This window comes from Wenyingzhuangia sp. IMCC45533 (assembly GCF_054111225.1).
On sequence record NZ_CM134197.1, the window covers coordinates 966,844 to 981,865 of the forward strand.

At 33.0% G+C, this 15,022-nt stretch carries 13 protein-coding genes; 4 read left to right on the forward strand and 9 right to left on the reverse strand.

Annotated elements, in window-relative coordinates; all coding sequences use genetic code 11:
• The first annotated feature begins 32 nt into the window (after positions 1-32).
• On the forward strand, positions 33-716 hold the full coding sequence (tsaB, locus tag ACXGQW_RS04285; RefSeq protein WP_457823862.1) for a tRNA (adenosine(37)-N6)-threonylcarbamoyltransferase complex dimerization subunit type 1 TsaB: 684 nt from the start codon (positions 33-35) through the stop codon (positions 714-716).
• Positions 717-1,073: 357 nt separating this feature from the next.
• Entirely contained in the window at positions 1,074-3,332 is a 2,259-nt protein-coding gene (locus ACXGQW_RS04290) for an inorganic phosphate transporter (protein ID WP_457823863.1), read from the forward strand.
• A gap of 382 nt (positions 3,333-3,714) precedes the next feature.
• Here the strand turns inward: ACXGQW_RS04290 and ACXGQW_RS04295 are convergent, their stop codons facing one another.
• Together ACXGQW_RS04295 and ACXGQW_RS04300 are read right to left on the reverse strand one after the other, a co-directional pair.
• Positions 3,715-4,902: a pyridoxal phosphate-dependent aminotransferase gene (locus ACXGQW_RS04295; RefSeq protein ID WP_457823864.1), complete on the reverse strand. Its 1,188-nt coding sequence runs from the start codon at positions 4,900-4,902 to the stop codon at positions 3,715-3,717.
• A 19-nt stretch (positions 4,903-4,921) separates the two neighbouring features.
• A complete protein-coding gene (locus ACXGQW_RS04300) occupies positions 4,922-6,013 on the reverse strand; it encodes a fatty acid desaturase family protein (protein WP_457823865.1) in 1,092 nt (363 codons plus the stop codon).
• 173 nt (positions 6,014-6,186) lie between these two features.
• On the opposite strand from ACXGQW_RS04300, the gene rsmG reads away from it, so the two are divergent.
• Both rsmG and ACXGQW_RS04310 read left to right on the forward strand, forming a co-directional pair.
• Complete coding sequence (gene rsmG / locus ACXGQW_RS04305) at positions 6,187-6,831, forward strand: 16S rRNA (guanine(527)-N(7))-methyltransferase RsmG (protein ID WP_457824188.1); 645 nt, start codon at positions 6,187-6,189, stop codon at positions 6,829-6,831.
• The gene (locus ACXGQW_RS04310) at positions 6,828-7,499 is read left to right on the forward strand and encodes an outer membrane beta-barrel protein (RefSeq protein ID WP_457823866.1); all 672 of its coding nucleotides are present in this window, start codon (positions 6,828-6,830) and stop codon (positions 7,497-7,499) included. Before rsmG ends, ACXGQW_RS04310 begins: the two co-directional genes overlap by 4 nt.
• Here the strand turns inward: ACXGQW_RS04310 and ACXGQW_RS04315 are convergent.
• The 7 genes from ACXGQW_RS04315 to ACXGQW_RS04345 form a co-directional block, all read right to left on the reverse strand.
• Positions 7,494-8,093, reverse strand: a complete 600-nt coding sequence (locus tag ACXGQW_RS04315; protein ID WP_457823867.1) for a hypothetical protein — start codon at positions 8,091-8,093, stop codon at positions 7,494-7,496. The two genes, ACXGQW_RS04310 and ACXGQW_RS04315, sit on opposite strands and share 6 nt — an antisense overlap.
• A 1-nt stretch (position 8,094) precedes the next feature.
• Positions 8,095-9,549: an RNA polymerase factor sigma-54 gene (gene rpoN / locus ACXGQW_RS04320; RefSeq protein WP_457823868.1), complete on the reverse strand. Its 1,455-nt coding sequence runs from the start codon at positions 9,547-9,549 to the stop codon at positions 8,095-8,097.
• 101 nt (positions 9,550-9,650) lie between these two features.
• Positions 9,651-10,784 carry a PAS domain-containing sensor histidine kinase gene (locus ACXGQW_RS04325; protein WP_457823869.1) on the reverse strand — a complete coding sequence of 378 codons (1,134 nt, stop codon included), beginning with the start codon at positions 10,782-10,784 and terminating at the stop codon, positions 9,651-9,653.
• A gap of 150 nt (positions 10,785-10,934) precedes the next feature.
• The gene (locus tag ACXGQW_RS04330) at positions 10,935-11,303 is read right to left on the reverse strand and encodes a cupredoxin domain-containing protein (protein WP_457823870.1); all 369 of its coding nucleotides are present in this window, start codon (positions 11,301-11,303) and stop codon (positions 10,935-10,937) included.
• A 297-nt stretch (positions 11,304-11,600) separates the two neighbouring features.
• Positions 11,601-12,503, reverse strand: coding sequence for a helix-turn-helix domain-containing protein (locus tag ACXGQW_RS04335; protein WP_457823871.1), 903 nt, complete (start codon positions 12,501-12,503; stop codon positions 11,601-11,603).
• 209 nt (positions 12,504-12,712) lie between these two features.
• On the reverse strand, positions 12,713-13,660 hold the full coding sequence (locus ACXGQW_RS04340) for a phosphoribosylaminoimidazolesuccinocarboxamide synthase (protein WP_457823872.1): 948 nt from the start codon (positions 13,658-13,660) through the stop codon (positions 12,713-12,715).
• Between the two features lie 106 nt (positions 13,661-13,766).
• Entirely contained in the window at positions 13,767-15,020 is a 1,254-nt protein-coding gene (locus ACXGQW_RS04345; protein WP_457823873.1) for a hypothetical protein, read from the reverse strand.
• Positions 15,021-15,022: the final 2 nt, after the last annotated feature.

The window sequence follows — 15,022 nt, forward strand, 5'->3', positions numbered from 1 at the left end:
AACGTATCTTTGCTTACAAATAATACGTTGCAATGGCTTTAATTTTAAACATAGAAACTTCCACTAAAAATTGTTCCGTAGGACTTTCTAAAGATGGAATTACGTTAGCTATTAAAGAAGCTAATAACGGGGATTACTCACATGCCGAAAAACTCCATGTTTTTATAGAAGAACTTTTAAAAGAGAACAACCTAGATGCTAATGATATAGATGCCGTTGCCGTAGGTAAAGGTCCCGGGTCTTACACTGGCCTTAGAATAGGTGTTTCCGCAGCCAAGGGCTTGGCTTATTCTTTAGATATTCCTCTAATTTCCGTAGAAACTCTCAAGACATTAGCCATGCAGGTAACCAACATTAAAGGAATGATTGTTCCTATGATTGATGCCAGAAGACTAGAAGTCTATTCTGCTGTTTTTTCTGATGATTTTGAAATGATAAGAAAAGTTGAAGCCCAAATTATTGACGAAACCTCTTTTGCTGATTTACTAGGAAATCAATCTACCTACTTTGTGGGTGATGGGGCAGAAAAATGTAAAGAATTGATTAAGCATCCTAATGCAATCTTCATAAATCATAAATTTCCATCTGCCAATGAAATGAGTTTGTTGGCCGAGACTAAATTCAACGAAAAAAACTTTGAAGACACTGCTTACTTTGAACCTTTTTATTTAAAAGACTTTGTTGTTACTCCTCAGAAAAAGAAAAGTCTTATCTAATTAGTAATGAGTTCATCTGTTTATGTTGAATTTTGCGGGTATTCTAGCAACCTCTTTTATTCTGTCATTATAACTAATCTAACAATCCACGATTCTCCCCATATATGTGTTTCTTGATTTGGTAATTTGTAAGAAACCACAAAATTTGCTACCTAAGTTGAACACAACAAATCAACATTTCGCTAGGTTGTTTAATTTTTAAAATGTTTTCGTGAAAAAAATAATTTAACGATAAGCGTTTAACAAGAAAAGTTATTTTTGCTACCAAGAATAGTTGCTTTAAATAGTAATGTTAATTTAACAGACTGACCAAGCAACTTAGATACTTTTGTAACATTTTAAACTAAAGATGATAAAATGAGTGATATTTATATTTTAATGGTTATTGCACTTGCTGTTTTGGCAATCATCGACCTTGTGGTAGGTGTGAGTAATGATGCTGTTAACTTTTTAAATTCTGCTATTGGATCCAAGGCTATTCCAATTAAAAAAATAATGATTATTGCTAGTTTAGGGGTACTTGCAGGTGCACTTTCTTCTAGCGGTATGATGGAAGTTGCTCGTAAAGGTATTTTTATACCTAGCCAATTTCAATTTAATGAAATTATGTACATCTTTATGGCAGTGATGATTACTGATATTATTCTGTTAGATGTATTTAATACACTCGGGATGCCGACTTCTACTACTGTTTCTATCGTGTTTGAACTCTTAGGATCTGCAGTTACCATATCTGTGATAAAAATTTTAGGAAATGATAGCCAAACTTTAAACGATATTTGGTCTTATATCAATTACCAAACAGCATTGACCATTATTATAGGTATTTTGTTATCTGTTTTTGTCGCATTTTCTATTGGAGCCATCGTTCAGTTTTTTTCTAGGATTGTGTATTCTTTTAATTTTGATAAAAGACCCAATTACATCAATGCTATCTTCGGAGGGCTTTCTATCACTGCTATTACTTATTTTATTGTAATTAAAGGAATGAAGGGTACTGAGTTTTATGATGATATTAAGGGAGTGATTTCTCAAAACACTCTTGAGATTATGGGGATAGGATTTGTTTTTTGGACACTTATCTCATTTTTATTTGTTACTGTTTTTAAACTAAATATTTTACGATTGATTATTGCTATTGGTACATTTTCTCTAGCCATGGCATTTTCTGGAAATGATTTGGTAAACTTTATTGGTGTACCTATTGCTGCTTGGAACTCCTATGAAGCATGGTCTATATCAGGGTTACCTGCCGATCAATTTTCTATGGGTGTATTGGCAAAAAAAGTACCCTCTAATAATCTTCTGCTTATTTTGGCTGGAGCTATTATGGTAGTAACGTTATGGTTTTCTAAAAAAGCAAGATTGGTTATAGAGACTGGAGTTAACTTGTCTAGACAAGGAGAAGGACATGAAAAATTTAAGCCCAATGCTGCTTCTCGTTCAATGGTAAGAGCTGGAATTGCTATCAATAGCGTGTACACAAAAATAATTCCTCAGAAGACTCTTAACTATATAGACGGTAAATTCACAAAACCAGAGGTAGATCTTAATAAAACTGACATTAAAGACTTACCCGCTTTTGATATGGTGAGAGCCTCTATTAACTTAGTAGTTGCTGGAATATTGATCTCTATTGGTACTTCATTAAAGCTGCCTTTATCTACTACCTATGTAACATTTATGGTGGCTATGGGTACTTCTCTAGCAGATAGAGCTTGGGGAAGAGAGAGTGCCGTGTATAGAATTGCAGGAGTTTTGAGCGTTATTGGTGGTTGGTTTTTAACAGCTATTGTCGCTTTTACAGCATCGGCTATTATTGCCTATTTAATCTACCTAGGTAGTATTGTTACAGTCGTTATTTTCTTAGCCTTGATTGTTTTTCTTTTAAGCAGAAACTTCTTTAAAAGTGCTGAAAAAGAAAAAGAAAAGGACATTCAACTTGAAAAAGAGAAAGAAGTGATTGATACCATTAGTGGTGTCATAGAAGATAGTTCTGATAAAATTTACAGCATTACTAAAAGAGTAAAAAAACTTTACAGTAACGTAATTCTCAATTTAATTGATGAAAACTTAGACAATCTAAAAAAGAATAATAAGTCTATTAAAAAACTTAACGAAGACATGGAAGCATTAAAATCTGATGTTTTCTATTTTGTAAAGTCTTTAGACGAAAACTCTGTAACTGCTAGTAAATTTTACATTGTTGCCTTAGAGTATGTACAAGATGTAGCACAGTCTGTGGAATACATCTCCAAAATTAGCTTTCAGCACGTTAATAACAATCATAAAAAATTAAAGAAAGAGCAGATTAAAGATTTAACCAAAACAGAGGAACAACTCAGCTTAATTTTCGATCAGATGATGGTGTTTTTCGAGTCCAACGATTTTGGAAAATTATCAAGTATCATATCCAACAAACAAAATTTGTTAGACAAGGTTTCAAAATCTGTGGAAGACCAAATTAAGAGAATTAGAACTACCGAAACCTCTGCTAAAAATAGTACGTTATACTTTGGAATTATATTAGAAACTAAAGATTTAGTTTCTGCTCTGATTAGTTTATCTATCCAATATCAAAATTACTATACCAACTCTAAATCTCTAGAACTGTAGATTCCTGTAGATAACAAGTTAATTAATTGAGTCAACCCAGCTTGTTTGTTTTAGGGCTATATAAACTCTAACTACTTGCAAGATATGATTCCGTGTCAAGCACGGAATGACGTTGGATTGACTATTATTAATAGATTACTTCAATACAAAAAATTACTAGAGAACTTACAGTTAGTCATCCTGAACTTGTTTCAGGATCGCATCAACCCTAATCATCAATAAGACGGGATTCCGAAACAAGCATGGAATGACGTTAGGTTAATGATTAATTGAAACTTTCCACAATAACCACACTCGAAAATAAAACCATCAAAAAAGCCATACACTAGGTATGGCTTTTTTTGATATAAAATCGTTTAGTAATAACTTAGATTTCTTCTGCTTAAGACAACATTGCTTTAATTCTAGAAACAGCTTCTCTTAGTTGAGCTTCAGAAGCAGCATAAGAAATACGAATACAATTTGGAGCTCCAAAAGACTCTCCAGAAACTGTAGCTACGTTTGCCTCCTCTAATAAAAGCATAGAAAAATCTGCTGCAGATTCAATTTGCTTTCCTTTGATTTCTTTTCCAAAAAATGCAGAAACATCAGGAAAAATATAGAAAGCTCCTTTAGGTACGTTTAATTTAAAACCTTTAATATTACCTAATAACTCTAGCATCATATCTCTTCTTTTCTCAAATTCGGTAACCATGTACTGAATTTTAGAAACAGGCTCTGATAAAGCTGTAATAGCTGCTCTTTGAGCAATACAGTTTGTACCAGAAGTAATTTGACCTTGCATTTTTGTACAAGCTTTTGCAATCCATTCTGGAGCACCAATAAACCCAATTCTCCAACCTGTCATCGCAAATCCTTTTGCCAAACCATTTACTGTAATTGTTCTGTCATACATAGAGGGAATAGAAGCGATACTAAAGTTTGGAGTTCCGTAATTGATGTGCTCGTAAATCTCATCAGAAACAATAAATATATTTGGATACTTTTCTAAAACCGCAGCCAAAGCCTTGTAGTCTTCTTCTGTATAAACAGTTCCACTTGGGTTGTTTGGAGAGTTAAAAAACACCAATTTAGTTTTAGGAGTAATCGCCTCTTCTAGCTGCGCTGGAGTAATTTTAAAATCGTTTTCAATAGTAGAAGGAATTTCTTTACAAGTAGCTCCACCTAGTATTGATTGCGCTGTGTAAGATACCCAATATGGTGCAGGCAATAGTACCTCATCTCCTGGATTTAATAATACTTGAGTAATGTTTGCTAAGGATTGTTTAGCTCCCGTAGAAACAACAATTTGGCTTGGCTTATAATCAATGTTGTTATCTCTCTTAAACTTTAGAGAAATAGCTTCTTTAAGGTCTGCATATCCATCAACAGGGCTGTAAGAGCTGTAGTTGTCATTAATTGCTTGTATTGCGGCTTCTTTAATATAATCAGGTGTATTAAAGTCTGGCTCTCCCAAACTTAGACTTATGATGTCTTTTCCGGCAGCTTTCAACTCTCTTGCTTTTGCAGCCATTACTAAAGTGGCAGATGCTGGCAAACTCGTAATTCTTTCTGATAAATGTTCTTTCATTATAGTTGTTATTGTATAATTATCCCAAATGGGGTTGTTTTCCTAATGTGATTAGTTGATTTAGGTGCGCTTTAAATGCGGAAGTTACAGTATCGTATTCGTGATAAGGTAACTTAAATTCTTTGGCTGTTTTTTTTACAATTTTAGCCAACTCTTTGTAATGTACATGAGATACTGTTGGAAAAATATGATGTTCTATCTGAAAGTTTAAGCCTCCTAAAAAGTAACTGACCCATTTATTTTTGGTAGCAAAATTAGCAGTTTCTAACAATTGATGAGCTGCCCAGCTCCTTTTTTCTTTTGCCAATTCTTCTGGAGAAATTACCTCAACAACATCTGTAATATGTGCTAATTGGAACACAACACTCAGAATGATTCCCGCCACATAGTGCATTACAAAAAAACCTAACAACCATTGATACCAAGCAATAGGCAGTATCAACATAGGTAACGCCAACCAAAACAAATAATAAACAATTTTGGCCATAATAAGCAACCACCACTCTTTGGTTGGGTTCAATTCTCCTTCAGCGCTTAATCCCTTTTTTATGTATCTAGGAGTTTGTCTAAAATCTACAACCAATGCCCACTGAATGGTTAACAAGCCGTACAAAAAGAAAGCATAGAACTTTTGGTATTTGTGCAACGGCTTCCACTTCTCGTGTTTGGACAATCGTATCACTCCTTGTATATCTATATCCTCATCTACACCTTCGACATTTGTATAAGTATGATGCAATAAATTGTGTTGAATTTTCCAGTTGTAAACATTTCCGGCCAGTATATAAATGCTATTCCCCAATAATTGATTGATCCACCATTTACTAGAAAAAGAACCATGATTGCTATCGTGCATTACATTCATACCCACTCCAGCCATTCCAAAGCCCATGATAACACACATGAACAAACGTAGCCAATGACTCATATCCACCAGCATCAGCATAAAATAAGGAACGAATAACAACGCAAACATACCTGCAGCCTTGGTATAAAGCACCCAGTTACCTGTTCGTTTTAAATTATTGTCTCTAAAATACTTATTTACCCTCTGATTTAGTGTTTTAAAAAACAAATTGTTATCATCTCTAGAAAAACTTACTTGCTGCATGTAATAATTTAATATTCAGTCTACAAAAATAACTATTTTTTATTCATTCTATTTTATTATGGGGTACAGAAATTTAAGTTTTAAACACTTTTGTTACACATGTAAAGAACTAACTACCAAATAACCATAATATGATTTGATTTTGGGTGAAATGGATTACTTTTGCCTTTATGATGATTACAGTAGATATTATTTTAAAATACTTCCCTAATTTATCTGAGACCCAGATAGCCCAATTTACCAAACTCGAAACACTATACAAGGAATGGAACTCACAAATCAATGTAATTTCTAGAAAAGATATTGATGAATTATATATTAGACATGTACTTCACTCTCTAGGCATTGCCAAAGTACAAAGTTTTAAACCCGGAAGTAAAATTTTAGACGTAGGCACTGGTGGAGGTTTCCCTGGTATTCCGTTGGCTATTCTTTTTCCTGAAACCGAATTTTTGTTAGTAGATTCTATTGGTAAAAAAATTAAGGTAGTTAAAGGAGTAGCAGAAGGTATTGGTTTAGAGAATTTGCAGGCCGAGCATATGAGAGCTGAAAAAGTAAGAGGTGAATTTGATTTTGTTGTAAGTAGAGCAGTAACAGCCATGCCAGATTTTGTGAAGTGGGTAAAGAAAAAGTGCTGTAAAAAACAAAATCACGAGTTAAAAAACGGAATTTTGTATCTCAAAGGAGGGGATTTAACAGATGAATTGAAAGATTTTTCTAACAGTACTTTGTACGATTTACCAAATTACTTTGAAGAAGATTTTTTTGAAACTAAAAAAGTAGTTCACTTACCTTTAAAGTACAAGCCAGTATCATGAAAATAAGTGCTTCTATATTACTTTTCTTTTCGTTTATTTTCTTGCATGCACAAGAAAATCAATTAATTGATGACAAATATTACGAGGATCAATTTTACGTAGGTGTGCAGTACAATGCATTGTTAAACACTAAAAATGATATAGAAAACATAGGAGTGCCTTACAGTTTTGAAGCTGGATTTATCAAAGATTTTCCTTTGAACAAACAAAGAAACATGGGCTTTGGATTGGGAATTGGATATAGTTATGATATTTTACGTCCAAATATTACCATCAATGATGATGATGATATTGAGTTAAACATTAACTCCAATATAGGAAGTTCAAGATACTTATCTCATAACTTAGAAATTCCCTTAGAATTTAGATGGAGAACCTCAACCGCTCAGGTCTATAATTTTTGGAGAATTTATACAGGGGTATCATACATCTATAGTTTTAGTAATAAAACAGAGTTAAGCTCTGGTGGAAATACCACCACTTTTACTGATATTGACATTTTTAACAAAACCAATTATACGCTGTACACCTCTGTAGGCTATGGAACTTGGAATTTGCACCTAAAGTATTATATTAGATCGCCGTTTAAGGACAGCATAAGAACAACAGATAATAAACCTCTGAATTTTAATCAACTTAAAATTGGAATTATGTTTTATATTCTATAAAAAATAACTTAGCAGCATGGGGGTCAATAATCCAAACGATAGTCCTAGAATTACCTCTCTAAAATTATGTGCCTTTAATTGCAACCTAGCAGTCGCTAAAGCTCCAAGTAATAGAACCAACAATGCAATGGTTTTATTCGCATACTGATAATTAGCACCATATAGCAACGCAAAACTTATAATCCCTGCCATTCCTAAAATATGCAAACTCAACTTCGTTTTGGCATAAAATAAGAAACTGGTAATAATCAACCCTATTGCCGTAGAGTAGGCTAAAATAGTTAGTTCTCTTAATTGCCAAATTTCCTGTAAAACTTGAGCTAAAAACAAGTAATTGACAATCATAATCACTACAGGTAATTTTCTTTCTTGTATGCTTTCCGCTTGGAATGTTTTAATATACCCTACCAGCTTTAGTAAATAAAGAGTCAGTAAAGGAACCAAACAAGTTGCTCCAAACACCATAGCGAAAACTAAAGATTGTTGTGCAAAATGTAGCGGCTGTGGCAACACCAACAAATAAATAAGCGTTGCTATCGTTGGTAAAAAAACTGGATGTAAAACAACTGACAGCACTTTATAAAAGTCTTTCATACTAAATTTTTTTCCTTAATCTCGCCACTGGAATATCCAATTGTTCTCTATACTTCGCTACTGTTCTTCTTGCTATTAAATACCCCTTTTCTTTTAAATGAGCAGATAGTTTATCATCTGTTAAAGGAGTTTTTTTATCTTCTTCTTCAATTACATTTTTTAAAATGCTCTTAATTTCTCTTGTAGACACATCCTCTCCTTGATCGTTTTTCATCGATTCTGAGAAAAACTCCTTAACCAACTTGGTTCCATATGGAGTGGCACAATATTTACTATTCGCTACTCTAGATACTGTGGAAATATCCATTCCTATTTTTTCTGCAATATCTTTCAGAATCATCGGTTTCAACTTACTATCGTCCCCTGTTAACAAATACTCCTTTTGTATGTCGATAATTGCATTCATAGTCACCATCAAGGTTTGTTGTCTTTGCTTGATGGCATCAATAAACCATTTGGCTGAGTCTAATTTTTGCTTGATAAACAAAACTGCATCCTTTTGAGATTTACTTTTGGTTTTAGCTTCTTTATAGCCTTTTAACATATTATTGTACTCCCTAGATACATGCAATTCTGGTGCATTTCTAGAATTTAACAGAAGTTCCAATTCTCCATCAATAATTCTCACGGTAAAGTCTGGAACAATTTGTTCTACTATTTTTGTACTTCCAACAATAGAGCTACCTGGTTTAGGGTTTAATTTTTCAATTTCTTGAATGGCTAATTTTAGTTCCTCTTCAGTAATATCAAATTTGGCCAATAGTTTTTTGTAATGCTTTTTAACAAATGAATCAAAAGACTGATCTAAAATATGAATCGCTAGTTCTATAGATTTTGTTACTTTTTTTCCTTCTAACTGAATAATTAGACACTCTTTAAGGTCTCTAGCTCCTACTCCTAAAGGTTCTAATTTTTGTACAACATCAAACAAAACATCTTCCACCTTATTTTCGTCGGTAAACACATTTTGAGTAAATGCCAAATCGTCAACAATGTCCAACGTTTCTCTTCTTAGGTATCCATTGTCGTTAATACTACCCACCAAAAATTCAGCAATAGTATATTCTTCATCGGATAGGCTAAAAGTATTTAATTGATTAATTAACGATTGATGAAAACTTAAACCTCCAGCATAAGGAATTTCTTTATCCTCATCATCTGAGGAATAATTATTAGCTTGTAATTTATAGCTAGGAATATCATCATCGCTTAGATATTCATCAATATTAATTTCGTCTGCTGAAATAGACTCATTACCTTCTTCTTGATAATCGTCATAATTATCTTCAATAGATTCTTCTTTCTCTTTTCCTGATTCTAGTGCTGGGTTCTCTTCAATTTCCTGCTTTAATCTTTGTTCAAAAGCTTGCGTTGGCAATTGAATCATTTTCATCAACTGAATTTGTTGAGGAGAAAGTTTTTGAGATAGTTTTAAATTTAAACTCTGTTTTAGCATAGTACTTTTAAGTGTTAAACCCTTGTTTAACTAAGATAGCTAAAGTATTAGTTATAAACAAGACAAACCCCCATCAAATTTAATGCCGAAAAGTATTTACGCTAAACAAGGTCTACTACTGAATAATGTTTGTTCGGTAATTTTACAGAAAACTCTGTACCTATATTTTCATCACTAGTAAAACTTATGCTTCCTTCTAGTATTTCCACATAATGTTTTACAATATTTAAACCTAAGCCCGTTCCATCAACGCTTGCTGTATTGTGGGCCCTAAAATATTTACTAAACATTTGAGATTGCTGTTGTTTAGGAATCCCAATTCCGTGATCTTTGATAATCAACTCAATAGAATCAACATCAATGCGTGATATTACTAGTACGTCTTTTTCCGAGTATTTAAGTGCGTTACTCAGCAAATTGATAATAATGTTCCTCAGTATTTTTTCATCGCTGTAAACAACATCTATACCTTTGTGTTCATACTTTACACTTTGATTTTTTTTCCTCATACCTGCCAAGTCATCTTGAGATTTTTCAATTAATTTTGTAAAATTGATTTTACGATAACTTGCAGCATCTTTTTGATTGTCTTTTTTATCGACTGACAAAAAGTAATCTAACATACTCAGTAAATTGTACACCGAGGAATTTATTCTTTGACAGTGTTTTTCTCGTTTGTCTTGTTCATCGCTTTTTTGATATCTCTCTATCAGCGACGAGCTTGTTAATATGGCACTTAGCGGAGTTTTAAACTCGTGAGAGGTCATAGATAAAAAAGAATTTTTCATTTGATTCAACTCTTTTTCTCTTTCCAAAGACTCCATTAACTGAGAGGTTCTTTCTTTGACTTTTATTTCTAAAGTTTCGTTGATGGCTTTTAACTCATCCTGCATTTCTTTCTGCTCCGTAATATCGCTAGACATTACAAGCACTCCTTCTTTTATAGGCTTGATTCTCACATCAAACCAACCTGTGGAGCCATCTGGAAAAGTAAAATTATTAATAACACTCACTTCTTCCCTATCAATCATACCACTAATAAAGTACTCGAAAAGCTTTGTTTTGTCTATACCAGGATATAAGTCCAGCATAGAGGAACCTAATAATTCGTCACTACTATACTTACTTTGCTCAATCATAGACTGATTTGCGTAAATATATTGCCAGTTGCTACCCAATACGTGCACACCTTCAATCATGTTGTCAAAGATGTTAAAATGTCCTGTATTTTTCATAAAACAGCAATTTTGCGCAAGCTCAAAAATAAACCTTTATTTTAATAATGATGTCAAATCTATTTTTTAGTTTACCTACAATCGTCAAATATAAAAAAAACAGCTATGAAAAATTCATAACTGCTTTATAAGATACTGTCAATCAAATTTTTATTTTACTACCAATGTATACTGAGGTGTAGGGTTTAGAGGACAAAAATAAACATACTCTCCTTTTTCTAACTTAACTTCTTTCGAATGACCCGTTGTGTTGTTAGCCACAACTTTAGTTACATACGCATTTTTAATATGATGCTTTTGATCTGTATGTCCTTTTGGAGCTAATACAAAACCTACATCGTGTCCTACTTCTTTGTTTGCAATTTCAAACACATAAGTCCCTTCTGATAAAGTGATTGCTTTTTGAGTAAACTCGCCTTTAGTTTGCTCTAATGAAACTGTTTTAACTTGTTTTTTTTGTGCGTTAGCACTAAATAAAGTTCCCACTGCTACTAATAATCCTAATACTAAATTTTTCATGATTGTTTTGATTTTTAATTTTTGTTTTTATTACTACTACAAAGATGCAACTGATATGGGCTTGAAAAAATGGACAAAAGTTCTCAATGATTGGACACTCTTTTTTAAAACTCCTTATACTTTTTATTGAAGGAGAAAACTGATATAAAATAGAATAAAAATTGCGAACTCTTTAAGTTTTGTATTCACCTAAGCAATCTCAACAATAATGATAGCTTGTTACCTCCAAATTTATTTTAACGGTACAAATGATCTTACAATTTTGCGCGCTAAACCTCGTACTCTTCGCAATTGTTTCTAGTAGCTTTTTCTAAATTGAAGTGGCGATTTTTTTTCTGATTTGGTAAACAAACGCGTAAAATAGGCTGCATCGTTATACCCTAAATCATAAGCTATTTCTTTAACCGATTGGCTGGTATAAATTAATTGTCTCTTAGCCTCTAAAAGAATTCTATCTTTTATAAAGTCACTAGGAGATTGGGCTCCTACCCTTTGAAAGTTTTTAGCTAACGATTTTGGTGACAATGCTAAGCGACTGGCATATTCAGTCACCGTGTGCATCACTTTATAATTTTGCTCTACTAGCAAACTAAAATCTTTAAACAACTTAGTCTCAATATCTGTCTTCAAAGGAGCTAACTCTTTCTTTATTCTTACTGATATGATTATAAATTGTTTTAAGTAAGATTGAAGCATGTCATATTGAGCAATGTCCTCTCTTTTAAATTCTTCCTCAAGACTTTCCAAAATAAAATCTAACTTTTGGGTATCTTTCTCACAAGGTTTTACAAAGGGAGTTTCGTATACGTTATTAAACAAAACACCGTTGCATGCAACAGCTTTGTCGTGAGTTTGTATGCAGTAAAAGTCTTTGGTAAAGCTAATTTTATACGCTCTTTTTATTTTTTCGGAATCAATAGAAAAAACCTGACCTGGTGATAGAAAAAAAACCACATTATCATGAAATTCATATTTTTTAAAATCTATATGATAAGTTCCTTTTCCTTCTTTAATCCAATAAATATTATAAACATCTACTTGTTCAGGTCTATTAAACACACAGGCAGCATCAAAATTTACGGTGCTTAGCGAAAATATATTTTTGTAATTGTAAGTATTGATATCTTGAATAGCCACTGTATATCTTTTATTGGTTAGTTTGTCGGAGTTTTTCGATTCAACTAACGATTGAAGTCTCATGTACAACGAGTTGCTCTTGCAAATCTATATAGTTATTAATAAACTATTATGAAAAAAAAACTTTTGTATTGATAAAATACTTTATCAGAAAACCTACCGCTAAAGCAAAAACCTCAATTAGTGGGCTTGAGGTTTTTATTGATATCATTTAAAATTAGGTTTCTCCCAATTCTTTATAGAAGCGAATTTCGAAAAGAACTAAATTTAGATTATTCACTTAAAAAAGCAGACACATTTTTTTCTATACGAGTTAATACGTTAGAAATATCTGCCTTTACAAATGCTTCCCCTGTTATCTGCTCGTACAACTCGATATAACGGTTAGAAATTTCTTCTATTTTTTCATGAGTCAACTCAGGAATTTGCTGACCTTCTTTTCCTTGAAATCCATTTTGCAGTAACCACTGGCGAACAAACTCTTTAGATAATTGTTTTTGAGCTTCTCCTCTATTTTGTCTTTCTTGGTATCCTTCTGCATAAAAATAACGAGAAGAATCTGGAGTATGAATTTCGTCAATCACTACAATTTTACCCTCCGCTGTTTTTCCAAACTCGTACTTGGTATCAACCAAAATTAAGCCTCTTTCCGCAGCCAACTCAGTTCCTTTTTTAAACAAAACTAAAGTATATGCTTCCAATTGTTTGTAATCTTCTTCAGACACAATTCCTTTAGACAAAATTTCTTCTTTGGAAATATCTTCGTCATGATCTCCTAAGTCAGCCTTGGTTGTTGGTGTAATAATAGGATTTGGAAATTTATCATTTTCTTTAAGTCCTTCTGGCATAGTAATACCGCACAATACTCTCTGTCCACTTTTATAAGTTCTCCAAGCATGTCCTGTGCAATAGCCACGTACTACCATTTCTACCTTAAAAGGTTCGCAAGCATAGCCAACAGTTACGTTAGGGTCCGGGGTACCCAACACCCAGTTTGGACAAGTATCTTTGGTTGCTTCTAACATTTTAGCAGCAATCTGATTTAAAATTTGTCCTTTAAAGGGGATTTGTTTTGGCATGATGACATCAAAAGCAGATAGCCTATCCGAGGCAATCATTACTAATTTTTCATCAACCGTGTACACTTCTCTCACTTTACCTTTATAAACCGCTGTTTGTCCTGGAAAATTAAAATTAGTATCGTTTATGGTATTGCTCATTTTAAAATTTAATTTGTTGCAAAAGTAAGGGTTTTTACTCAAAGGTACTTAAAAGAAAACCTCACAAATGTGAGGTTTTAAAGTTTAAAAGTACAAATGGTTGCTACTATCTGTTTAATATAAATGTAACTTCATCAGTGTAAACTTCTTTTGAGTTTTCTGAATTATTATATTCATCAACATCCTTCTGGAAAATCTTTAAAGAATTTCCTTCAAAAGTAACTTTCCCAGCATCTATAAACAGGAATCCTTCTGGAACTTCTTCGTCGAATTCTCCTTCCAAACTACTATTACTTCTAATTCTAAACAATACTATTGTCAACTCATTTCTTTCCTCGTTGTAAGCCCAATTACCTAAACCTTCTTGAGTGAAATCGTCTCTTTTTGGAGTGTCAAAACAGGTCCCGTCTTCATCATTATAAGTTTCGTAGTCGTAGCCAGAAAGTTTTAAGGAAATTGTTCCGTTAGCTCTGATATCAAATTCAGAAAAGTTATTTAACGATTTTTGTAAGTAAGTTCCTTCTTTCCCACAATAGCTACTTTCCTCTTCGTATTCTACATTATTCTCCCAAAAACCTTCCTCTTCCCTATCATTACAAATATAATCTTCACCTGTTACCTTGGTACAAATCTTTTCTAGTTCATAAAACTCTTGTCTTATAAATTTCCAGTTTCTTACCAATGCGCTATTACCTCCCCATGCCTCTACTTCTACACATACGTCTCCTGGCTGACTAACGAACTCACCTCCATTTCCGTCGGCATTTTCTACATACACACAAATAGAATAGCAAAATCTACCTGGTTCTAGTCCTTCAAAATCAATATCTATTGTTCTTTCCGCAGCTACGTCTGTACTTAAACTTTGTAAAACCTTTGTTTTTGGCGTAAACAAATCATTATTAGCTTGATTTCTACTATTTTTAAATGTCTTTAGCTGATTAGCTCTGCTAAATACTGGCTCATAATTATCGAACTCAACTTTTAGAACGTCTTCGGATAAATTTCCATTGTCATCTTTCACCCTAATATATACTCCATCAAAATCTTGACTTCCACCAATTTTGAATTCCAATCCACTTTGCTGGAATGCTGTTTGAGTCTCTTTAGGTAAAATAATTTGAACCTCATCTGTAGTAGGGGGTATTTCACTTGCCGAAATTACTTTTACACTCTTTACATCGGAATTTGAATCCTCATCTCCTATGCCAATTTTAGTAGCAGTTGCCACTTTATTCACATCTAAAACCCTTTCCTCTAAACTTGCACTTCTCTCATCTGAAATATTTTCCATATCACTGTCTTTTTTACAAGAAAATAATATTGCCAACGAAAAGAGAGCTACCTTAAATAATTTCATGT

Excerpts from the sequence above, each read along its gene's own strand:
- tsaB (WP_457823862.1), top strand. The coding sequence starts at position 33 with ATGGCTTTAATTTTAAACATAGAAACTTCCACTAAAAATTGTTCCGTA.
- ACXGQW_RS04290 (WP_457823863.1), top strand. The coding sequence starts at position 1,074 with ATGAGTGATATTTATATTTTAATGGTTATTGCACTTGCTGTTTTGGCA.
- ACXGQW_RS04295 (WP_457823864.1), bottom strand. The coding sequence starts at position 4,902 with ATGAAAGAACATTTATCAGAAAGAATTACGAGTTTGCCAGCATCTGCC.
- ACXGQW_RS04300 (WP_457823865.1), bottom strand. The coding sequence starts at position 6,013 with ATGCAGCAAGTAAGTTTTTCTAGAGATGATAACAATTTGTTTTTTAAA.
- rsmG (WP_457824188.1), top strand. The coding sequence starts at position 6,187 with ATGATTACAGTAGATATTATTTTAAAATACTTCCCTAATTTATCTGAG.
- ACXGQW_RS04310 (WP_457823866.1), top strand. The coding sequence starts at position 6,828 with ATGAAAATAAGTGCTTCTATATTACTTTTCTTTTCGTTTATTTTCTTG.
- ACXGQW_RS04315 (WP_457823867.1), bottom strand. The coding sequence starts at position 8,093 with ATGAAAGACTTTTATAAAGTGCTGTCAGTTGTTTTACATCCAGTTTTT.
- rpoN (WP_457823868.1), bottom strand. The coding sequence starts at position 9,549 with ATGCTAAAACAGAGTTTAAATTTAAAACTATCTCAAAAACTTTCTCCT.
- ACXGQW_RS04325 (WP_457823869.1), bottom strand. The coding sequence starts at position 10,784 with ATGAAAAATACAGGACATTTTAACATCTTTGACAACATGATTGAAGGT.
- ACXGQW_RS04330 (WP_457823870.1), bottom strand. The coding sequence starts at position 11,303 with ATGAAAAATTTAGTATTAGGATTATTAGTAGCAGTGGGAACTTTATTT.
- ACXGQW_RS04335 (WP_457823871.1), bottom strand. The coding sequence starts at position 12,503 with ATGAGACTTCAATCGTTAGTTGAATCGAAAAACTCCGACAAACTAACC.
- ACXGQW_RS04340 (WP_457823872.1), bottom strand. The coding sequence starts at position 13,660 with ATGAGCAATACCATAAACGATACTAATTTTAATTTTCCAGGACAAACA.
- ACXGQW_RS04345 (WP_457823873.1), bottom strand. The coding sequence starts at position 15,020 with ATGAAATTATTTAAGGTAGCTCTCTTTTCGTTGGCAATATTATTTTCT.